This window comes from Oceanobacillus sp. FSL H7-0719, from assembly GCF_045040795.1.
GTDB lineage: Bacteria > Bacillota > Bacilli > Bacillales > Amphibacillaceae > Oceanobacillus.
Map to the genome: position 1 here is coordinate 2187052 of NZ_CP150301.1, position 21279 is coordinate 2208330.

Annotated in this window: 28 protein-coding genes; 4 read left to right on the forward strand and 24 right to left on the reverse strand. The window is 34.7% G+C overall.

Annotation, left to right across the window (positions count from 1 at the left end; genetic code table 11):
• Positions 1 to 79: 79 nt before the first annotated feature.
• The 13 genes from NST93_RS11445 to NST93_RS11505 form a co-directional block, all read right to left on the reverse strand.
• Complete coding sequence (locus tag NST93_RS11445; protein ID WP_405103856.1) at positions 80 to 844, reverse strand: aminoglycoside adenylyltransferase domain-containing protein; 765 nt, start codon at positions 842 to 844, stop codon at positions 80 to 82.
• A gap of 114 nt (positions 845 to 958) precedes the next feature.
• Entirely contained in the window at positions 959 to 1261 is a 303-nt protein-coding gene (locus NST93_RS11450) for a hypothetical protein (protein ID WP_405097108.1), read from the reverse strand.
• 264 nt (positions 1262 to 1525) lie between these two features.
• Complete coding sequence (locus NST93_RS11455) at positions 1526 to 2050, reverse strand: cysteine hydrolase family protein (protein WP_405097110.1); 525 nt, start codon at positions 2048 to 2050, stop codon at positions 1526 to 1528.
• A gap of 44 nt (positions 2051 to 2094) precedes the next feature.
• Positions 2095 to 2640, reverse strand: a complete 546-nt coding sequence (locus NST93_RS11460; protein ID WP_405097112.1) for a GNAT family N-acetyltransferase — start codon at positions 2638 to 2640, stop codon at positions 2095 to 2097.
• A 141-nt stretch (positions 2641 to 2781) separates the two neighbouring features.
• The gene (locus tag NST93_RS11465; RefSeq protein WP_405097114.1) at positions 2782 to 2967 is read right to left on the reverse strand and encodes a DUF1648 domain-containing protein; all 186 of its coding nucleotides are present in this window, start codon (positions 2965 to 2967) and stop codon (positions 2782 to 2784) included.
• Positions 2968 to 3081: 114 nt separating this feature from the next.
• Positions 3082 to 3618: an AAA family ATPase gene (locus tag NST93_RS11470; RefSeq protein WP_405097116.1), complete on the reverse strand. Its 537-nt coding sequence runs from the start codon at positions 3616 to 3618 to the stop codon at positions 3082 to 3084.
• Positions 3619 to 4104: 486 nt separating this feature from the next.
• Positions 4105 to 4884 (reverse strand): alpha/beta fold hydrolase, encoded by a 780-nt coding sequence (locus NST93_RS11475; RefSeq protein WP_405097118.1) that lies wholly within the window; start codon positions 4882 to 4884, stop codon positions 4105 to 4107.
• Positions 4885 to 5028: 144 nt separating this feature from the next.
• Entirely contained in the window at positions 5029 to 5394 is a 366-nt protein-coding gene (locus NST93_RS11480) for a hypothetical protein (protein ID WP_405097120.1), read from the reverse strand.
• 304 nt (positions 5395 to 5698) lie between these two features.
• On the reverse strand, positions 5699 to 6352 hold the full coding sequence (locus NST93_RS11485) for a Type 1 glutamine amidotransferase-like domain-containing protein (RefSeq protein WP_405097122.1): 654 nt from the start codon (positions 6350 to 6352) through the stop codon (positions 5699 to 5701).
• A 291-nt stretch (positions 6353 to 6643) separates the two neighbouring features.
• Positions 6644 to 6781 (reverse strand): hypothetical protein, encoded by a 138-nt coding sequence (locus tag NST93_RS11490; protein WP_405097124.1) that lies wholly within the window; start codon positions 6779 to 6781, stop codon positions 6644 to 6646.
• A 65-nt stretch (positions 6782 to 6846) separates the two neighbouring features.
• Positions 6847 to 7242, reverse strand: a complete 396-nt coding sequence (locus tag NST93_RS11495; protein WP_405097126.1) for an NUDIX domain-containing protein — start codon at positions 7240 to 7242, stop codon at positions 6847 to 6849.
• 233 nt (positions 7243 to 7475) lie between these two features.
• Positions 7476 to 7940 (reverse strand): GNAT family N-acetyltransferase, encoded by a 465-nt coding sequence (locus NST93_RS11500; RefSeq protein ID WP_405097128.1) that lies wholly within the window; start codon positions 7938 to 7940, stop codon positions 7476 to 7478.
• An 86-nt stretch (positions 7941 to 8026) separates the two neighbouring features.
• Entirely contained in the window at positions 8027 to 8842 is an 816-nt protein-coding gene (locus tag NST93_RS11505) for a lipid II flippase Amj family protein (RefSeq protein WP_405097130.1), read from the reverse strand.
• A gap of 447 nt (positions 8843 to 9289) precedes the next feature.
• Between NST93_RS11505 and NST93_RS11510 the strand changes: the two genes are divergently transcribed.
• The 3 genes from NST93_RS11510 (at position 9290) to NST93_RS11520 (ending at position 12152) form a co-directional block, all read left to right on the forward strand.
• Positions 9290 to 10141, forward strand: coding sequence for an aldo/keto reductase (locus tag NST93_RS11510; protein WP_405097132.1), 852 nt, complete (start codon positions 9290 to 9292; stop codon positions 10139 to 10141).
• Positions 10142 to 10602: 461 nt separating this feature from the next.
• The gene (locus NST93_RS11515) at positions 10603 to 10917 is read left to right on the forward strand and encodes an ArsR/SmtB family transcription factor (RefSeq protein ID WP_405097134.1); all 315 of its coding nucleotides are present in this window, start codon (positions 10603 to 10605) and stop codon (positions 10915 to 10917) included.
• A gap of 83 nt (positions 10918 to 11000) precedes the next feature.
• Positions 11001 to 12152 carry an NADH-dependent flavin oxidoreductase gene (locus NST93_RS11520; RefSeq protein ID WP_405097136.1) on the forward strand — a complete coding sequence of 384 codons (1152 nt, stop codon included), beginning with the start codon at positions 11001 to 11003 and terminating at the stop codon, positions 12150 to 12152.
• 476 nt (positions 12153 to 12628) lie between these two features.
• Here the strand turns inward: NST93_RS11520 and NST93_RS11525 are convergent, their stop codons facing one another.
• The 8 genes from NST93_RS11525 to NST93_RS11560 form a co-directional block, all read right to left on the reverse strand.
• Entirely contained in the window at positions 12629 to 13102 is a 474-nt protein-coding gene (locus tag NST93_RS11525) for a DinB family protein (protein WP_405097138.1), read from the reverse strand.
• 630 nt (positions 13103 to 13732) lie between these two features.
• Positions 13733 to 14494: a class I SAM-dependent methyltransferase gene (locus NST93_RS11530; RefSeq protein WP_405097140.1), complete on the reverse strand. Its 762-nt coding sequence runs from the start codon at positions 14492 to 14494 to the stop codon at positions 13733 to 13735.
• Between the two features lie 205 nt (positions 14495 to 14699).
• The gene (locus tag NST93_RS11535) at positions 14700 to 15116 is read right to left on the reverse strand and encodes a hypothetical protein (RefSeq protein ID WP_405097142.1); all 417 of its coding nucleotides are present in this window, start codon (positions 15114 to 15116) and stop codon (positions 14700 to 14702) included.
• A gap of 325 nt (positions 15117 to 15441) precedes the next feature.
• On the reverse strand, positions 15442 to 16077 hold the full coding sequence (locus NST93_RS11540; protein WP_405097144.1) for a VC0807 family protein: 636 nt from the start codon (positions 16075 to 16077) through the stop codon (positions 15442 to 15444).
• Positions 16070 to 16216, reverse strand: coding sequence for a hypothetical protein (locus tag NST93_RS11545; RefSeq protein ID WP_405097146.1), 147 nt, complete (start codon positions 16214 to 16216; stop codon positions 16070 to 16072). The genes NST93_RS11540 and NST93_RS11545 overlap by 8 nt, the downstream gene beginning before the upstream one ends.
• A gap of 39 nt (positions 16217 to 16255) precedes the next feature.
• Positions 16256 to 16516, reverse strand: a complete 261-nt coding sequence (locus tag NST93_RS11550) for a hypothetical protein (protein WP_405097148.1) — start codon at positions 16514 to 16516, stop codon at positions 16256 to 16258.
• Positions 16517 to 16573: 57 nt separating this feature from the next.
• Complete coding sequence (locus NST93_RS11555; protein WP_405097150.1) at positions 16574 to 16825, reverse strand: MerR family transcriptional regulator; 252 nt, start codon at positions 16823 to 16825, stop codon at positions 16574 to 16576.
• Positions 16826 to 16994: 169 nt separating this feature from the next.
• Positions 16995 to 17774 (reverse strand): alpha/beta fold hydrolase, encoded by a 780-nt coding sequence (locus NST93_RS11560; RefSeq protein WP_405097152.1) that lies wholly within the window; start codon positions 17772 to 17774, stop codon positions 16995 to 16997.
• Between the two features lie 431 nt (positions 17775 to 18205).
• Here NST93_RS11560 and NST93_RS11565 point away from each other — a divergent pair, with 431 nt between their 5' ends.
• Positions 18206 to 18919, forward strand: a complete 714-nt coding sequence (locus tag NST93_RS11565) for a hypothetical protein (RefSeq protein ID WP_405097154.1) — start codon at positions 18206 to 18208, stop codon at positions 18917 to 18919.
• 102 nt (positions 18920 to 19021) lie between these two features.
• On the opposite strand, the gene NST93_RS11570 is transcribed toward NST93_RS11565, so the two are convergent.
• The 3 genes from NST93_RS11570 to NST93_RS11580 all read right to left on the reverse strand — a co-directional run bounded on the left by NST93_RS11570 (position 19022) and on the right by NST93_RS11580 (position 21097).
• Positions 19022 to 19588 carry a 2-phosphoglycerate kinase gene (locus NST93_RS11570; protein WP_405097156.1) on the reverse strand — a complete coding sequence of 189 codons (567 nt, stop codon included), beginning with the start codon at positions 19586 to 19588 and terminating at the stop codon, positions 19022 to 19024.
• Between the two features lie 169 nt (positions 19589 to 19757).
• The gene (locus NST93_RS11575) at positions 19758 to 20135 is read right to left on the reverse strand and encodes a VanZ family protein (protein ID WP_405097158.1); all 378 of its coding nucleotides are present in this window, start codon (positions 20133 to 20135) and stop codon (positions 19758 to 19760) included.
• Between the two features lie 56 nt (positions 20136 to 20191).
• The gene (locus NST93_RS11580) at positions 20192 to 21097 is read right to left on the reverse strand and encodes an aminoglycoside phosphotransferase family protein (RefSeq protein WP_405097160.1); all 906 of its coding nucleotides are present in this window, start codon (positions 21095 to 21097) and stop codon (positions 20192 to 20194) included.
• Positions 21098 to 21279 lie beyond the last annotated feature (182 nt).

Below are 21279 nucleotides of genomic sequence, written 5' to 3' on the forward strand. Positions count from 1 at the left end.
AAGTATTTCTATTTATCGCACAAGATTTCCTGCTTTCTTAATGGAACGAGTTGCAGTTTCTTATTCAAGAAAAGACCAGTTAGCGTAATAACTTTTGAACATGATCTGAGATATAATTTTTTAACAATAAGAGTTCATCTTTTTCAAACATATTATTATCGCTTTCATTCGAATAACTATCGACTACTTTATCCATAGCAGCTCTTAATTCATTTGGTAAAGTTTCTAAAGCCCAATTACCAGCTTCCTGCTTGGACGAAATAACCCCTTGTTTTAAATACCAAAACACTCTCATCATATTTAACGAACAATAAACCGGTGCTGCTTCAATATTTTCGAAACAATCCTGAAAGTCATCTAATATGGATGATATATAATCTGACCGGGGAACTAAAGGGAATACTTCATCAATTGGTTTTCCTTCTACACTTATACCTCTGTGATTTGTTATTGTTATATGGGCCGCTAAATCTTTATCCGTTTTAATATCTTCATTGATAAATTTATATATCTCCCCTAACAAATCATCTTCATACCGTTTCCTCCAAAGCTCACTATAATGAAATTCAAATGGACAAGGGTGCTGCCAATCCATTAATTGTTCCCTGTTTAGGAAACTTATTTCTATTGGATATGGAGAGTTTGAATAATCCAGAATAAATTGTGCTAGGTTTCTTTTTTTCTCGGTTTCGATTGATTTGTTAGTAACAACCAAAATATCTATGTCACTCTTTTTGGGGTTGAAACCTCCCATCGCTAAAGAACCGTGTAAATATAAACCTATATAGTCATCACCGATGATTTCAATAATGCCTTTTTGGAAAGTGAAGATAAATTCTTTTATTTCAGGGGGACACGTTCTCCAATCCTATCCCATTTACAAATCCTCTCCCTTTCTTGTTAAAAATAAGGCCATATTTGTCGTTCTTTTTTATGCTAATACACCGGTTCATTTGAATTAATGCCACCACATTAACAATACAAACAAAGAATATGATGATACCAATAAACCAACGAAAACGTTGACTATTAATAGTAATATGTATATTCTCGGTTTTAATTTTTTAATAGACAATAAAATAGTATTTGTTACGAAAGCTATTATAAATAAGCTGACACTTGTGATTGTAACTATAACAAGTGTTTTAAAAGGATCTAGATGTTCTTCAAAATAATAAGCTATATTTTGTGCATACCAACCCAAAAATGTTGCGAATCCCGTAATACCTAATAGAAAAATAACTAAAATAACTCTTTTCATAAAACTCCTCCATTTGTTCCATAATCTGGACCGTTATTTTAACCAGATTAAAATAGGAATCCCTGAAAAAACGTAATCCCACTTGGATTGCCTTGTTTGGCTATTGCTCCTTTAGTTGAAGGCGCTTTCTTATTTCTAATGTTTTCAGGTGTACATTTTCTTATGCCATAGTTCTAAAATATGTATTATTTTTTCTTGTAAGTTCAGACATTTGTTTTTGTATAATTAGAAACGTACCTTTTATTTAAATACATAGTTTCACAATCAGCTATCAAATGTAATATCTTTACTAGGGCGAACATCGGCAAACCACCGTAATACTGCGTTATGATGGCTAATGATTTGTTGTGCAAAAATGTCTTGTGAGTTCCATGTACTATGAGTATCTGAACCCAAAGTGACCTTATATTTCATACTAAAGGCTCTTCTGCAAGTTGTATCAACGCATACTTCTGTTTGAATCCCGGCTATTACTAAATGTTCTATCCCATGTTTCTTTAGTTCATCAGCTAAAGTAGTATTAAAGAACGAATCGGGAGTAGTTTTTTGAACGATTATATCCTGATCATTTGGAATAATTTCAGGATGAATCTCCCAACCCTGCGTGCCATACTCTAAAGATTTACCATTAGGTGCATTATGCTGTATATAAAAAATTGGCGTATCAGCAGAGCGTGCTTTTACGATTAAATTTTTCAGCTTTTTTAGTAACCGCTCACCTTTATATACAACATTTCCTTTTTGAAACATTCCATTTTGGACATCTATAATCAATAGTGCTTTTTTCATTATTCTCCCCCACTAAAAGAAAATACGTTCGTATATCAGTTGTATTACTTTTTCCATTCTTGTTTTAAGGCACTGTATAGTAAAGAATCCCGCCATCCATCTTTTATTAATAAATTTTCACGTATAATACCTTCCCTAATCATTCCGATTTTTTCTAATACTTTTAATGAGCCAATGTTTCTCGGGTCACAAGTTGCGTATATACGATGAAGTTTAAGTTCTTTAAATCCAAAATCTATTAATAATTTGGCAACATCAGTTGCAATACCTAATCCCCAATAATCTGGATTAACAATATAAGCAACTTCTCCTACATTATTATTAAAATCCCTAATGTTTAACTCCCCAGCTCCAATCATATTCGCCTCATAAACAATTGCCCAAACAAACCTGCTCCTCGGTTTTTGACGGGCCCCCTTAATTACCTGATACACATAATCTTTTGAGTCCTCTACTGTATTAGGTCCCCATGGTTGAAATTGACATACTAAACTTTGAGATGCGTATTTATGGACATCTATCCAATCATCTTTAGTAAATTCCCTTAATGATAGTCTTTCGTTTGATAGAATAATTTTGATTTGCTTCATATAATCTCCCCAACTCTTATATTTAGTTATTCATTCTTCAACAAATCCGCTTCGTTAGCTAGTACAATGGACATAAAACTTAAATTTTGAATCAGTATCATTACTATTCTAGTTCTTGAAAACTGAATTTCTTTATTTGCTTCAGTTAAATTGATATAGTTCATATTTTTCTAGCTTTTCAACTAATAAATCAATAAGGAACCAAATGAAAATACCCAAAATAGGCATTATATGCAGGATGTATTTTGGACCCCAGTTATCTGGAGTTTCATTAGTGAAATGTACTGCAATACGTTCGGGAATATCTGTCCAAAGGTAGAATAACATAAAAATATGATAACAAAGGGTAAAAGTTGAGATTATAAAAAGAATGGTTTATATATCAGCATTTATCAAAAAACATTGATTGAGTGCGCCAGTTAGTTGATTTAGATGGTTTTATTAATTAACGGTAAACCTGTCTTCGTTCAAAACAATATTTACAAGTTCTTCTATATCAGCATCATTATTATCAAGCATAAACTCATCTGGAAAGTAATTCGAATTAAAATCTTTAACAATTTGTCTAATCCTTTCTTCTCCTACATACGCAACTCCACTTCGTAGCCTATCCCTATTAATCAGGATATTTATATCGCTTTTAATGACTATTATCTTAATATTAATATCTAAATGTTGCATTCTATCTATAACAGTAAATATCTGCTCTTTAGAAAAAACATAATCCGTAACTACATTCATATTATTTTTTGTAAAGTTCTCAACTAGAGCAGCTATATTGTCCCATAAGACATTCAGAAAAAAATTATCATGATCATCACAAGGATGTACCCATCCTTTCTTCACCAAATTGTATAACAAATCCCCCTCGATATGTACACATAATCCGTCCATGCTTTTACATATCTTATCAGCCAATGTACTTTTTCCAGCCCCAGGGGGACCACTTATCAAAAATACTGTTCTTTTTGAATTCAAAAAATCACGTCCTTTGAAATGAATGATATGTTATAAATATGATATGTTACAACACTTATTATGGAACTTAATATTCTGCGTTGATAGGAATCTTTATTATGTGTTTTTAAGAGGATTTCGACTGTTTAGTATCAAATTTTATAATTATTAATGCAACAAGTCTCTGTTGTTCCTCTCCAACAATCCTGCCCGTTCAGAACACTGCATCTTTATATGTACATTACGCCTGTTCTCCCAAGGACCAATTATTTTTTTACATGTACTATTTTAGAACGGAAAATGAATAATACCTATCTCTCTTAATTAATTTCTTATTCTTAATAATCTTCCAACACAATATTATCATACTATTTAAAAAAATAATCAAAATAAAAGACAATCAATGGAATGATTGTCTTGTCTCGGCTCTTGCATCAAATATTAGAAAGTAATTTGATATGCATCGTTTAATGCTTATGAGAAATTAACTGGTTAGCTGAAGAAGACTTAACCAATAAATTGCCTTAATAACTCGTTAAATTTCTCACGTTCTTCCCAGAATGGGCCGTGTCCGCTGTAATGAAAAGGAACAAGCTGTGAATTCTTAATTAGTTGATTTAGTTCATGGGCTTGGGCAAAGGGAATAACTTTATCGTGAACACCATGAACGATTAAAGCAGGAACATGTATCTTTGGCAAATCTGCATAAAGAGTTTCATCTCTCAGTGTGATTATAATCGCTGCCGTTGACCAGCCTGCTGCCTGTAACCCCATTTGAAAAAACCAATCAGAAAATGGGCCTGTGATATATTGAAAGAAAAAATTCTCTGTCACTTCCCGCATCATCTTCGGACGGTCATTTAACGTTTGAGTAAGAAAATCGGCCGCTGTTTCTTCAGTAAAACCTACAGGTGCTGCAGCGTCTACCAGGACAAGTTTGGATACTCCGAAACCATGCCGGGACATATACCGAATCGCGATTGCCCCGCCAGTAGAGTGACCAACAAGGGTGAAATTGTCCAACTGAAGTGCATCAACTACTTTTCTTATATCATCCGCCAACTGTTCAAAATCATATCCATCTTTTGGTTTATCCGACTCTCCAAATCCTCTCCAGTCAATTCCGATACAGCGATAGCCCATAAAGGGAAGAAAATCGAATTGATATTCAAACTGTTTATGACTTAACGGCCAACCATGTAAAAACACGATTGTCTTGGAGCTTTCAGGATTCAGGTCCTCTACATACAATTTAACGCCAGATTCTACAGCAACAAAATAGCCCACACTGTTCCCCCCATAAATCGCTTTACCATTAAGCTATTCTTAGAGGCGGACATAGGTGAATACCTATTGCTCATTCGCGTGGGCTTTCCAATGCAAAGCAGGTTTTGAATTGTTTTTAACTAAATAGCTCCAGGTATGACTAATTTACTTGTTCCTCTTTTTATGTCTAACAGCTAATCTCAAAGCAAAAAACTGAGGTATCAGATTCAAAAAACTTACCCAAGTTAGTAATTGGTATGGCGTTAGCGGCTTGAAATAGAAACCCCATCTTTCATTTCCCATCATTTCACCTATGAAATAAAAAGAAATAATTACAGATAATATATTTCCAATAATAAGTGAGGTTGAATTGCTAAAGATTTTGCCGAAGAAGGCAAGTAGTGAAGTGATTGCAATCATAAATAAATAGCCAAGCATTGAACCGCTAGCAAAGTCTAGATACATTGAAAAGTAAACAAAGGGAAAACAGTATAATAAGACGATTAGAATGCCAATTGCTATTTTCCTCATACTATCACTCTCTCTTTATATCGTTTTAAATAGAAACGCTTAGACATCCTTTTCTTCTTTTTGTTGACATAAAATTCAATGATAATGACAGGAAGGACAATCAAAACAAAAAGGATACTAAATATAATATTATACTGTTGTTCAATTGGCATGAATGTCTTGATTAACATAAGTAAAACCACAAAAATATAAATAACTTTAGCGTTCTTAGCTATACATTCCATTTTAATCTCCTATTCTGTGTTTTATGTATGATAAATGATATGTCTATTACGATAAATATAAAATAGAAACCGTAATTCAACTAGATTGTCTCATTCAATTTCTGAATCTTTGAATGGGTAATTAAAAAAACATTACCTAAAATGTCAATTTTGTCTTCCTTTACACGTACAGCGCAATCTTTATTCGACGCATAGATATTCACTTTTTCCGATAGGAGGGATAGTTCGCTTTGGACCATTTCAATGTTATTTTCAAGATCAAAATGGGACAAGACGGAAAAATTATCAAGACCAATTCCATCGTAAACAGTGCTCTTTTCAACTTTATATCCAAAGCTTTCTGAGCATAGCCATTTAGCCGACATGTTGATTGCGCCAGCGCTTGCTCCCATCACAACAGCGCTTTTTTTGATTGAATCCGATAATTCATATTCCTTCAAAAAATCATTTTGCTTAACAGTATTTCCCCCCAGCAAAAAAATGACGGAAGCATTTTGAATAATTGTTTGGGCTTCTTCCTTCCGAACGCGATAATTAATTACATGATATTCATCAAACACAATGCTTGCCTGCTCAAGCCACGAGCGTTCAGCAGCACCATCCTCTTCATCAATTGATGGATTCGAGCTAATCATAGCAAGCGACTTTCTATCCGTTATATCCTCTTGTAATACCTTCCCCAGCTTTTCCGGAAAAGAATTGTTGAACCAGCCTAAATAATAATGAGTTTTCATAAGTACCCCCGCAGTAAAGTGTAAATAACACTTATTTCTAGCATTGCTCATTCCGTTTTCTTATCACCAATGAAATACTCTCCATATGACCCGATTGTTGAATGACTAGTGCTTCTTTCCAAAAGTAAAGCCCAGTCAATGGAACGATTAACAATTTCATATTCCACAAAAACATAATATTGCAAAATTAGCATCAATATTTTTCAGTATTCAGGATGTCCGCTAAGCTTTTTATCTATATAAAATGGCTTATTTAACCTCTTCCGCGCCTAAGCTTAATCTCCTGTGGTATTAACTGTCTAAAAGCTTCTCTAGCCTGTAAGCTATAAAAACAACTGCTGCCACCCCGGCACCTATCATTATACCATCCGTTAAGAATCCAATAATTGCTCCTATTAGAATAAATGTGGTTATCTGTAATTTCATCATAGTATACACCTTCTCTCTTTTTTCCAAGCCTTGATATGGTTTTTCTTCTTGAAGCAATGCACTCGTTACTTGAATCGTGACTGAACTTCGAAAGCTACTTCTTTTGGTATAATATCCATGGACGATAAACTATTTATATCTGCCCAAATAGGTAAATGAGTTCCGTCATACCTCTCTTTGTCTGTGTATTCTTCGCCATTCCCAGTTCCGAACGTGCCATTAATGATTTCAGATAAGAAATAGTACTGCGTTCCATTAAAATATACTGTTGCAATACGCTCTTTAACTTTCACTTCTACTCCTAACTCCTCAAATGCCTCTCTTCTTGTTGCTTCTTCAGGTGTTTCCCCATTCTCTATTCCACCACCAGGAAATACATAATAAACAGATCCATCTACAATCCTCTGAATCAGCGCAACCTTACATCCTTCAATTATTACAGCCGAACCTCTATCCCGCATAACAAAGAAACCCCTTTTCATACAATCTCAAGCCTTGTCTCGTTCCATTAACCGATCCTATGTTCATATACTACTGATTCTGATAATACTGTATATGCTGCACTTGTCTAGTAATATTCATTTGCTTCCCTAGACAATAACTTCTACAAAAAAAGCGATAATCCTTCTTGGATTATCGCACGCGTTACTTTAAAATCCATCCTTCCTAATTAAATAATATTTGATTCACTAAATCACATACACTTTAATTTAAACACATCAATCTTTTCGTATTTTTCATCAGACACAGTTTCAAGATACGTCCAACCTCTTTTTCTATAATAGTCAGACGCGTCTTCTGTTCTTAAATACAGTTCATTAAATCCCAAATCGTTGACTGCATCCCTGGTTGCGGCTATTAACTTTTCTCCCACTCCTCTGCCGCGATACGCTGGTTTAGTATAAAGAGATGAAAGCCAAGGTTTATACATATCTCTTATCCTTAAATCGTTTTCAACGATTGATACAGTCCCTAAACATTCGCCGTCCTCTAAGCTAACGAGAGTTACCGGAAACGTATTAACCTTTGTATTCGAAAAGTGTTTAACAACATCTTCAAACTGCATTCGACTGCCTGATTTCACTACAAATTCCTTAAAAATCAAGAAAGAAACTTCATTTATTTTATCGGGATGGTTCACTAAAAAATGGATATTCATACGGATCACCGTTTCTATCAATATCACTTTTTTATTACTATTTATCTGCCTTGTTCAACAAAACTGCCCAGTTGACAGAATAACAATCAAACAATGAACGCAGTAAACCAAGCGATATATTTAGCTCCTGGTATAAACAATAATTGTGCAAGCATGGTCCCGAATAATCTCGATATAACCATCATGATTGATATGTTTTTTAACGATTGATAATTGCCTCTTCCATTAACAACGTCATCAGCGATTACCGAGACCTTTGGGTCAACAAAAATAACTAACAGGATGGTTGCTGCACCATTAATTAGCCCCGATGCCATTATCGCAGTAGATGCTCTTTCAGGTGCTAATAATGCTGCGTATAATGCGGACAATACACCTATTGTATAGATTGCGGTAATGAACATATTCACAAAAAATAACCTGATTGGAAGGTCCTTTACTTTTGTGTTTCTCAGATATGAGAATTTAGGCAGGTTAAAATGTGTAATACCCCGCTTTATGTAATGCATAGAAAATATCCTCTTAAATAAAGATGGAACAGAACCCCTTTCTTCAGATAAATGAATAATTGCTCTTGAAAATAGGGCGACAAAAGTAGGCAGAAGAAGTATTCCAAAAACCGTTCCAACTGTGGATGCCCCTATAAGAAAACGGTATTGTGCTTCTACAAACTCTAAAGGATTACTTTCAGGTGCGGTATCAATTAAGCTGCCGGTAACAGGTTGATGCATCATATTCGCCATCCGTGAAACGATCACCATTACATTAAACAGGGACAAAGCAGATGCAATCATCTTTACCCTTGCACCAGACAGCCTTACAGCATAAGCAAGGGTTTCAATAGAATGAATGATAAAAATAAATAAAGCAATAAATAGCAGCTTTTCGGTTAAAAACTCCAAATCTTACCTCCACATTTCATTTTCTTTATCTTACCATGAAAATTCCAAAAACTCATTACAGCACCCGAGCACTTCATGAAAAAAGACCGCCTATTTTGACGATCTTTTTATTGTTAAAGCACACGATGATAGACAGGAACTAGGAAAATAGTTTTCTACAGGCTAATAGAAGCTGCAAAATCATTCAATATCAAGTTGTACACTTGGATAGCGATGATTGTGTAGGATTTTCTTAAGTTGGGTATATTAATTATGGACATCTTATTGGGAGATGAAACCATGAAATACTAGTAAGATGATAGAGTTTGATGATTGACCGCGGGCTTTTGAACCAGCCAGACTGCACTGTGAAGGCAGCCTGTTGGTTTCACAGTAGCAGACGTAAAGGAAATATCTTTTTCTATCATTATCAACTTACACTGCAAAGATTTTAAAGGAGATGAGACGTTGACTGATAATAACAGTTTTATTCTAAACGATGGATCAGCGCTGCCCCTTGTGGGATTAGGCACGATAGGCATTGATGGGGACCAGGGTACTTTTGAAATTTTAAATGCCTTAAACACAGGATACCGCTTAATCGATACGTCAACAAACTATAATAATGAAGGAATTGTCGGTGAGGCTGTGCGCAGGTCCGGACTGCCCAGAGAGGAAATTTTAATCAGTACGAAATTGCCCGGATCACACCATGAATACGACAAAGCATTTATCTTTATTCAAGAATCTTTACGTCGCACCGGATTAAACTATTTTGACAAGTATTTAATCCATTGGCCGAATCCGAAAGACGGCAAATATGTAGAAGCTTGGAAAGCTTTAGTGGATGCACAAAAACAAGGATTAATCCGAACCATCGGTGTTTCAAACTTTGAACCCGAACATCTGGACAACATTATCTCTGAAACAGGTGTGACTCCTGCTACAAATCAGGTTGAGCGTCAGCCTTATTTTAATAATAACCGTATGGTTGAAGAAAATAAAAAGCGGGGTATTCTTACCGAAGCCTGGAGTCCCTTTGGCCGGGGTTATCTGAATGACGTGCTGAAAAATACCACAATTAAAGAAATTGCAGATAAATACGATAAAACACCGGCTCAAATTATTTTAAACTGGAACTATCAGGCCGGCGTACTTGCTATTCCAAAATCGAGTAATCCAATGCATCAAAAAGATAATATCAATAGTACCAACTTTGAATTAGCTCCCGAGGATATTAAAACAATTGATTCATTGGATAAAGGGGAAGCTGGCCGTGTAGAAGGGCAGGACCCCAACGAATACCACGAATATGTATAAACATCCCGCTGCATTCAATTCGGTAGCCCAGGGGCTTCCTGGGTATTTACCGTGGGATGCTATAAACGTAAAACACGTTATCTGAGTTGGATATTTTTGAGCACTAGATAAAAGGCGAGTTTGTTTTAAGCAGATCCATTTTTAACATATATTTCCCTTCTTGTCTGTCTAATACAAGAGTTAACAATTTGGAATGCTGCATTTCAAAGTTGGCTTGGTTTACTAAGCCGCCTCGTTAGTTCAATATCTCCCCCATTTTATGTCAACGAAGTCTCCGAAACTTTTAATTTTTTACATACAACAAGACGACCAATTGGTGATTGTCTTGTTTTACTAATGCACCCGTAACTTAAAGAATATACCTTCACAAAATCACTTGAAAATCATACTAGCATTTAAGTATGATAATTTTATTTACTTTACAATTTGACATATCGAGAAAAATAGATATAATTTGTTTTATGAAACCTATCGATATATTTAAAGCTCTATCTAACGAAACTCGGCTTAACATCTTACAGTGGTTAAAAGAACCAGAGAAGCACTTCCCTAAACAAGGCGCCCACCTGCCAAAGGAGGTTAGTTATAAAGGCGGGGTATGTGTTGGGGACATTCAAGAAAAAGCTAAAACATCTCAATCAACGGTATCTCACTACTTAACTATGATGCAGCAAGCTGGTTTGCTCGAATCTGTTCGTTTTGGAAAGTGGACTTATTATAGAAGAAATGAGGAAACAATTCGTATGTTAGCTGAATATTTTGGAACGGAGATCTAAATAAGATTTTCGTTATTTTTTAATTTATATATCTATAGTTCTAGATATATAAATATATAAATTTATTAGGAGGCATGATAGTAATGGATAAGAAATTTGAACCTTTATTTGAAAAAGTAATATTACCCAACAAAGTAGAATTAAGAAATAAATTTGTCTTAGCACCACTCACCCATGTATCTTCCAATGATGATGGCACAATTTCTGATGTGGAAATTGATTATATCGAACAACGTTCTAAAGATGTAGGGCTAGCTATTTCTGCAGCTAGTAATGTGACTGATTTAGGAAAAGCATTTCCTGGTCAGCCTTCCGTTGCACATGATTCAAACCTGGATGGTTTAAAACGATTGGCTGAAGCGATGAAGAAAAATGGAGCAACAGCGATTGTACAGATACATCATGGTGGGGCGAAGGCAATGCCATATTTAACACCAAATGGAGATGTAGTTGCTCCAAGCCCTATAACCTTACAAGGTGATAAGCAACATACACCATCCTTTGAAAAAGAGGAACATCATGCCAGGGAAATTACTCAAGAAGAAATTGAACACACGATTAAAGCATTTGGCGAGGCAACACGCAGAGTGATTGAAGCAGGGTTTGATGGCGTAGAAATACACGGGGCAAACCATTATCTCATTCACCAATTTGTTTCACCATATTTTAATCGTCGTGATGATGAGTGGGGCGAAAACAGATTAAAATTCCCAATGAAAGTTGTCGATGAGGTTGTCAATACAGTTAAAGCTCATGCAGATGAAGATTTCATCGTTGGTTATAGATTTTCACCAGAAGAAGCAGAAACACCAGGTATAACGATGGAAATCACAGAAGAATTGGTGAAAAACTTAATTGAAAAACCGTTAGATTTCTTACATGTTTCATTAATGGACATACACTCTAAAACCCGTGAAGGTAAATATCAAGGCGAAGAAAGAATTAAGTTACTTCATCAATGGATTGATGGTCGTATGCCATTAATTGGTATTGGCTCCATATTTACTGCCGAAGATGCTTTAGAGGCTGTAGAATCAAGAGATGTTGATCTAATAGCATTGGGCAGAGAAATGTTATTAGACCATAATTTCATTAATAAAATACAGAATGGTAAAGCGGACGAAATCATATCAGAATTCGACCCTGATAGGGAAGATAAACACGATTTACCACCAAATTTATGGGAACAATTTAATAAAGGTTTATATCCACTGCCAAGAACTGATGGTAAGTAAGTCTTTAATAAAATGAAAATACAACTAGAGGAAATATAATGATTGGTGGAGAGGAGTTTGCAACTCCACTCGAAACGGTAGAATAAGGGTACTTTCCATAAACAAACGCTTATCAAAACAGAGAATGGGCGCCTTCTTACTCAAGAAAAGCGCCCTTCATTTTAAAAGTTCAGTAAGCAATATGGCAATAATAAGGAACATGTTTTGCTTATTTTTTCGCGCAATTATAAAGACACGTTTCTTTTAGCGGTCTTTTTTTCACTTACGGGCAAAGAGTTGAGCAAGAATAAATTTATTTATGGTATAATACTGGCGGAAAATCGTTAAACTAAGTGTAGACGAAGCTATATACTTTAAATCCATCCAAGTCAGATGAAGAATATGAAGATTACCTGGTAAACTTCGGAAAAAATACTATGAATAAGTCAGGTGTGTATAGTGCAAATTATATGAATGATGACTCAGCAGACTTGATATTAGGAAAAATCCTTTTTCATTTTGCGTATATACGCTATTTGGCCGATATGGTAAGCATTGTGTGTTGCAGCATTTCCTATTAAGGCCCACCACTCGGCTTCTACTGGGAAACCATTTACAGCTGATTCCAGCTTCTCTTCTGTAATCAATTCTTGCCAGCGTAACAGCACCTGCAGTAATTGCCTTTTTAGCTCTATGAAGCTTCTATCCTTTGAAATAAGAAAACTGTCTGCATTATCTTCTATAGATTGAACGACATGAACGTTAGATTTTTCATACCTTAATTGCCACACTTCATTCCAATAGATCAGATGTTGAACAACTTCTGCGATACTGTGACTTGCTCCATCTGGCTTCCAATTAGCCTCCTTATCCGAGACTCCCTCAACAGATTCTTGAAAGGAAGCATACCAGCTGCGATCGTTCGCATTGGCTAACAACTGGTCTAACAACACCGTTTTAGCATGAATCATAATCCCATCTCCCTGTTATTTGTATGCTAATTTTAAATTTTACTTTTATAACTTTTAATCAATTTCTGCTTGGATTAACGCTCCCTTTAGCATAAAATTGACACTTGCAAATTATACAATGAATGATGATTACAGTCCAAAGAGACTTACTTTCCTTAAACACAAAGCCAAATATAATACCTCATACAATATGGAATTTAGGATATAAGGAATTCAATCAGGCCTTTATAATACAATAACTTTTATAAAAGCAGATCCATTTTTAGCATATATTTCACTTCTCGGTTGAAAAGGTTCAAACGAATTGCAGACATACCCTTACAAATGTTCAGGGAAAAAAACTCATCATATTTATCGGGTTCAAATAAAGATAGCTTTGTTCTTGCAGCTTTTAGTTCATTTTTCTCTTCTAATGACAAATCCGAACGATTTAAGGTTACAATCAGTTCCTGCGGTCCGTCAAAACCGGAATGTTCAGAATTGATGTTTTAAGGAAACTTCTTCCCCAGCTCCCCATTAATATCTTCCTTTCTTGTTAAACAATTCTGTACTATTTGTAAAGGACTTCAACACGAAGGTGCGTTAATCCTTCTTGAATTATCACACCCGATAGCGCGACAAGAGAAAATGTTAGTCCTTATTAACAGTAGCTTCAAATGTAATTGTTTGGCTTGGTTCTGTTGGATATTCACCATACTTGTAATCTGCTGAAATTATTATATCTTCAAACCCCGTTTGCTCAAGAATCATTTTGAACTCTTCGATTCCATACCAACGAAGCGGAAATTGTTCTAATTCTGTTTGTATTAGTTCGCCATTACTCCATTTTTCGTAACGATTATGAGATATTGTGTACTGGTTAATATAATCAACTTCGACTACTTTACTTTCTAACGTGATAATATCACCAATTCTTGACTTCCAAGTTCTTGTTGAAACTTTATCAATCGATAAGTCGGTTTGTAAAAAAGTATCTATAATTAGTCTGCCTCCATTAGAAAGATGGTCATAAAAATTCTTTAATGCCTTAATAGAATCTTCTCTTCTATGCAGTAACAAGAATGTACCAGTTGGTACGATAATAGCTTCGTATTCTGTATCTAATGAAAAGGACTCCATTTTTCCTTGAACTAGTTTTGGATTCAATCCTCTTATTTCACAATTATTACGGCAAATATGTAACATTTCTTCTGAAACATCAAAGCCATCCACTTTCAACCCGCTTTCTAAAAGTGGAATGAGTATGCGTCCAGTTCCGACTCCTGGTTCAAGAATGTTCCCCTTACAAGACGCTAATCTTTCGCTATAAAATTCCACATCTCCAAATGAAAGACCAACATTTTTGTCCATATCATATACTTCTGAAGACAGTTTATTATAATAACCAAACATACGATTATCTCCTTTTTCCTGTTCACTTTATTAAGACCTTTTCTTCAACATACCTGTCTATTTAATAAATTCAACAAGAATGGATGTTTATCCTTCTTTTACCTTATTCCACTCACCTGCCCCAATCGCACAATAATTTAGCTTAATTCTACAACGAAACATCCCATTAGATAAAAAACTCGTAGGAGGTTAAAACGGTATAATTTTATTTTAGCTGCTTTTTCTTCATTCTAGTGCCTAGTATGATGAGAGTAATATAGATTAGGATGGCAATCGAATCTATAAGCGTATCCTTAAGACCCGACACATCAACTATAGCTGTTACACCTAGAATAACCATCAATCGAACGCTTAGGATTGCGACAATTAACCATGCGCAAAATCGGGTTTTTGATTGATCAGTTTGGAATGACATAAAAATAAAAGCGATGCCAAAAATCAGATTCTCTACCGTGATAATGTGCCAGACATACGTGAATATTGTCTGGGTACCAATGGATATTATTTCAACGTCGAGTTCCGGCAGCACAGCGGAATGCCCGTTCCATGCGTGCGTAAAAGCAAACAGAATTGCAAGGACTCCTGCTATCAGATAATATAAATTCCTAACCTTGATGTTCATCACAACCTTCCTTAGAAATTTTTGGTTCCTACTTTCTCTTTTAATTCCTTCTCTATTATTGAATTTATTATCTAGAATTGATTTTAATCACTTAAATACATAAAGAAGGTTACCTTTAATTTAATTTAGTCCTCGCTTATTCAACTACCAAGTCTTTTTAACTGCATTTCATTTAATAAAAGGGTGCAATCTTCTCTTTGAGAAAAACACCCATTGAGATAATAATTACTTGATGCGATTGGTGTTAGTCGGGAATAACAACAATTGATGCAGAAAGAAAGGTCCAAAATAATATTGAATAGATTCGAATTCTCTTTAAAGTTTGCTACGTACCAATTGTTTCCGTTTGATTCTGCTTGTAATTATTTACCTTTACAGAGATATGGAGGAAACCGAACATAATCAAACCACTAAATATCCAACCACTAATATTCAGATAAATAATCATTTGTCCGTAAGACTCTGCACCGTACTGAATTAATAGCCACATTTTTAAAGTGCTTTGAAAAGCGCTTCGGACAACAAATAATAATGTAAGCAATTGAAAGCCCTTGAAAATTCCTTTTGTCCTAAATAAAGCTTTACTGCTCTTTCGCTCATACCCTTGTAAATAAGCCCAATCTACAGCAAAGTAAAGTCCCAAAGGATTTTTAAAAAGCATTGATAACAGAAAAACTAAAGCGTAAGCCAATCCTAAATAGACTTGATTCCAGAGCATGCTTTCTGCTGAGGAAGATATTAAATTCACTGCGGTATTAATAAAAAGTGAGCTTATAATGAATAACCCGGAGGTATTAAATTGTTTTTCTACCATAAAACGATAAACAGTATAAATAAATCCTGGTAAAGTTGACAGGAGGATTGCCCAATAGTCCCCTAGAGGATCTTTTCCGTAGGTCCATATAATATAGGGAATTGCAGCATAGAAAATCAGATCAAGGAGAACCAGCTTTTTATTCATCAAGATCACCTGCCTGCTTTTGCTCAAAGTAAAACGTTATGGCATTTTCCATAAAATGAATAATTTCAGGATCGAAATCGTAAAAACCTAATTCTTCCTCTTTATTTGAATTGATATTCCACACTTTTTGAGCAAGCACCCAGTTTCCCTTAAACATAGTGTCTACTAGATTCAGCCATTAAAAAGCAAGCGCTTGGGCCTTCTTTGATGCTGGGTCTTTATCTAAATTACACTTTATATCTTTAATAAGCTCTATCCATTTTGCTGTTAACTTATCGTCGCTTCCCATTCTAGGTAATCGTTCAATGATTTTTAATTCCTCTTCGGTAAAATAATTTTTCCGTACTTCTTTAAACAACCTTTCTTTATTTTTGGGCAGCAGAAATGTATTAAAGATTGGCTCCCAATCGTTTGTTCCTTCTACTCCCATCAACTGCATTATTTTTCGTATTCTTCCTTCTGATTCATTTAGTTGTTCTTTTTCAATTTTAATGATTTATAAACGCATATGAAGTAACTCTTTGGTGGATTTAACTTGGTTGACAAGTATTTCGTGGATGGTCTCTAATTCAAAGCCTATTTCTTTTAACATGATGATATTATGCAGCTTTAGGGCAGCCTGAGAATCATAATAGCGATGACCACTTTCTTCAATCTTTGTTGGTTTCAATAGGTCAACTTCATCATAATATCTTAATGTTCGAACGGTAATATTGTTTAACTTTGCTAGTTTTCCAATTGAGTACATGTACTGAACCCCCAATTACCTGTTTTATTTATCATACTACAGGATTACGTAACGTAAGATTCAACCTTTTATATTCTTTTCCATTTATTACTTAGACGAAAAGTTGGGCATAATCCGTTGCATACTAGGAAACGCGCTTCTATTAACTCGTTTCGTTATAAAACCATTTTTACTTTATTACAGTTACTTCTTGAGGTAACGTACCTTCCTGTATCCAATTTACTATCAATTGGTTAAAGAAATCTGGAAACAATAAAGAAATTCCATGACCTGCTTTAGGTATAATTATCCCAGTGCAATTTGAATTGTTTAAAACTAAATCTTTCGCTGACTTTTTCATTACCGCTTTTTCCTTTTCTCCAACGGTAACCAGTATCTTGCCTTCTGCTTTACTAAAACTTTTCGGTATTTCAAATGACATGTTTTCTTCTAATATTCTAATAAGTGTATCTGATTTCATTTGGGAACTTTCCTTGTAATATTTATCAAAGTATTCCTCACTGATATAGAGTTGTTTGGATTGAATCTTTGAAAAGGACTTATTTTTAACCAAAGGAAAAGACAACTTTATCGACGGTCGAATCATTTTCCTGATAATGGCGCTGGGTCTTACTAATGCACTGTTAATAATCGTATAATCTACTAAATTGGAACGAAGACTCAGCATTTTAATAGCGACTTGTGCACCTAATGAGAAGCCTACAACAATGACTTCTTTACCCTTAGCATTTTTTTCTATTATCTCGATTACCTTTTTTGCACTTAGATAAATAGAGAACTTCTCTGTATTTTTACTTGATCCTTGTTCTGGTAAATCTATCGTCATGCAATGATAATTATTGAAATACTGTATTTGTTTATCCCACATCCAACTACTTACTCCGCCTCCATGTAAAAATAACATTAGCGGACTGTTCTTATCTCCATATTCCTGGTATGTTAAACTCAAGCGATTCACCCTCTTTTTTGTTTTATTAAACTAATGCACCCATTCCTGAGAATTACTTGTTGGATCTGGAATTTCCTTGTAAGGAAGAGGTGCCGACTTACTTAGTTGTTCTAGAAATTTTCTTCACATGAACACGAATATTCCCCTATAACGTAACGCTCGCAAACAACAGGAAACATAAAATTAGCAATTATTGTAGTTTTCATCACCATATTGTATCATGTTTGTTATTACAACCATCATTTTAATTAATAAGATTATTTCCAAATACGAGGGCGGGAACTTTTTGAAGTAAAAATCCTAACCATCATATTGTTATTGTCTGTTTCAAGAGACGTATAAAAATCCAAGCCTATAATATGATTTCCCTTCGTAATTTAGGAGTTGATAGATTTGAAAAAAGCAATAAAAGTGGCAGGTTATTTCTTCTTTTGGTTTTTATGGTCCTATCATTTGGTGTAATAGCTTGTGAGGAAGATGCTCAAAAAAATCAAGATGCCGAGTCCGGAACCGAAGAAACGAATGCCGTAACGAATACGGATAATAACCTGGACTCACAGCAGGATTCTCCGAAAGAAACGCCATCTCAATTGTCGGAAGATGACATTGTTAATTTAGTCGAATCCATTGACCCTTATGAATTGGAACCCTCCATGACAGTGGAGGAAAGGTACAAGTTAAGAAATGAATTATATCAGAGCATACCCGAAGAGGATTTTGGCAGTTTAACTGGCACAATCACAGAATTATCGCTATTGTTGACGGGTACCGTTGCGGATGACTTATATAAGAATCTAATTAACAAGAACAATCCAAAATGGGATGCTTTGGAAGTAAGCAATTGTTATTATGCGCGTGAAAAGTTAGAAAGTATAACTCATCTGACATCCAATCATCAGCCCTTGCTTGATGACTTAAATATGGTCATTGAACATTGTGAAGAAGGGGTGAAGCAAAGAGATATTCTAAAAATAGTGGATGCTCATCGCATATTATATGATATTTCTAACCATTTCTTCGGAGTCCCTTATGATAGTCCAACCGAGATAGCAGCTGGGGTAACTTCTAATTATAGCGATATCCACGATGTATATTTTAAGGCTTCGAAAACCTTGGAAAGAAGCCATAGCTTGATAAGTAAGTAGGCACGTAAAATGCTCAAAGAATCGTTCAGACTATTTCGCCGGGACAATAAAGAATTGCTGCTTGCATTCATTACTTTAATAACTTTAATTGAGATCCCTATTTTATATTGGATTGATTCTCTGCTTTTCAGCCTCTATATAGTTATATACATGCAATATTTCTTTGTCATAGTCTCTATCGATTTCAAAATATCTAACACCCGCTTGTAAACATTGTGCTTTAAATTCTTTATGTTCCTTGATTACTTCCTTTATCGTTCTTTCTTCCGGCCCATTCCGGAATTCAATAGCATTCCTATATTTCACTATTCCTGTTTTGAAGTTTTCTTGAATATAATTCGCCGAAAAACCGAAGAATACTGGAATAATTTTCTCTGAATAATTAATGCTAAAATCCTTCATATTATGAGGCAATATGTAGCATCCTTCGATAATGATATGTTGTTCATTCTCGATATTTGTCATAATAATCCCTTTTAATATTGGCCAGAGTTTATCTCCAATAACTTCAGTACTATCCAATGGCGTAAATCCACAATTCTTATCTCCTCTGTACAAGCCCATTTTTATATGGTCTACAGAGAGATAAGAAATATGGTATTTTTCTAGTAACTTTTGAGCCATCAACGTTTTTCCTGTACTGCTTACAGCACTTATTAAAATAACCATATATTACTCCGTTCTGATTTATTGAATTTACCGTTGATTATTACACTAAATTGCACCTGTATTTTAATAACCTCACCAAGAAACCGCCTAAATCTTCCTTTGATTAACGCACCCTTTTATTGAATAGCTACCTGCACTATGTCAATAATTGCTGGACAATTTTTGTTTTTCAAATGCCGAAACCTATCAAAGCACCAACCATATTTAAAATGAGGTCGTCAATATCAAAACTCCCTAATCTTGTAACCAGCTGTATTACTTCAATCGAGAGTAACAATATGATAATGGAAATAGTAAATGTGCCTAATTTGTTTAACTTTCTCAGGAAATAAGGCAGGTAAATCCCCATTGGCAAAAACATCAACAGATTACCAAAAAGGTTTTTTATTGGTATATCAATATTCATACTTCCATCGAATAAGGCATTAAAATATATACTTATTTTCTGAAATGGAACAAAGTTGGATGAAAACTGTATGTATTCTATAAATGACACATCATCCCAAACATAAAGTTTTCTTAATCCCAAAAACAATAAAGATATCAAAGCTAATTAATTCCAGCAAGCGTTACTTTAAATACAATCTTTCACAAAACTACATTCTATCGATACCACTTCGGTTTTAATCTGCTAAAGTAATCATGATCTTCTAAGAACAAGTATACCTTATCTAACATCTCATTGATGTTGTCTGGAATAGTCTTTAAGGTCCATATAACGGTAGAGAAAACACACATTGCAAGGTAAAGAGAATACAATCTCCAGAATTCTTCATCAGGTTCTTTATTATTAAAATAGCCTCTAATTTGTCCTATTGAAAAAGGGATGCTAACTTCTCTACTAAAAATTCCTATCTTCAGAAATTCGTGAATAGGATCTCCCCAATCATACCTGTTAAAGTCTATAACTCCAGCGAACTTTTTATTATTCACAACGATGTTTCCAAGGTGAAAATCATCATGCTGAAATAAGTTCGGACGTTGTTTCATGAGATGGATATTCTCATCAATAAAATGCATTATTTCTTGGTCATTTTTAACCTTTACCTCACATGCTAAGTAAGCATCAATATAGTTCCTATGCTTTTCAACTTTCCTTGAATACCACGAAGGGATATGATCTGGAGCGGATAATTGATGCATTTTTCTTAACTCCTTTCCCGCCTCCATTCCAATATTAAATTGTTCCGGGTCCGAGTATGTTGAGATTTCTTCTTCAGCATCCTTACCCTCTATGTATGATGTGATCATATACCCTCGGTTTCCTGCCTCCCCAATTGAAATTGGTTGTGAACAAGAAATGTTGTAATCCTGCATTCTTTTCAAAATAGAGTACTCTGCCTTTTTCAATTCCATCTCTTCTATATTAAACATTCGGAGCAGCAGCTTATTATTGCCCTCTTGCATGTGTATTAGATATTTATCATCTGAAGAAAACCCCTTTTTAATTTCAATAGTTTCTTTACAATCTCTTATGAAAGGAATTTGTTTTATTAGTTTATTACTCACACCCTCACCCCTGTTATTTTCTTTTTGAAGTTAATTTTTAAATCACATACTTGTATATTTCTATGAAAAAACTACATTTCCTTCTTTTACTAAACTGCCCCATAAGTGAAAAAGACCGCATTCAATTAAGCTGCAATTTCAAGCAAATAAAAATACCCCTATGGTCGATTAAATCCAAAGGG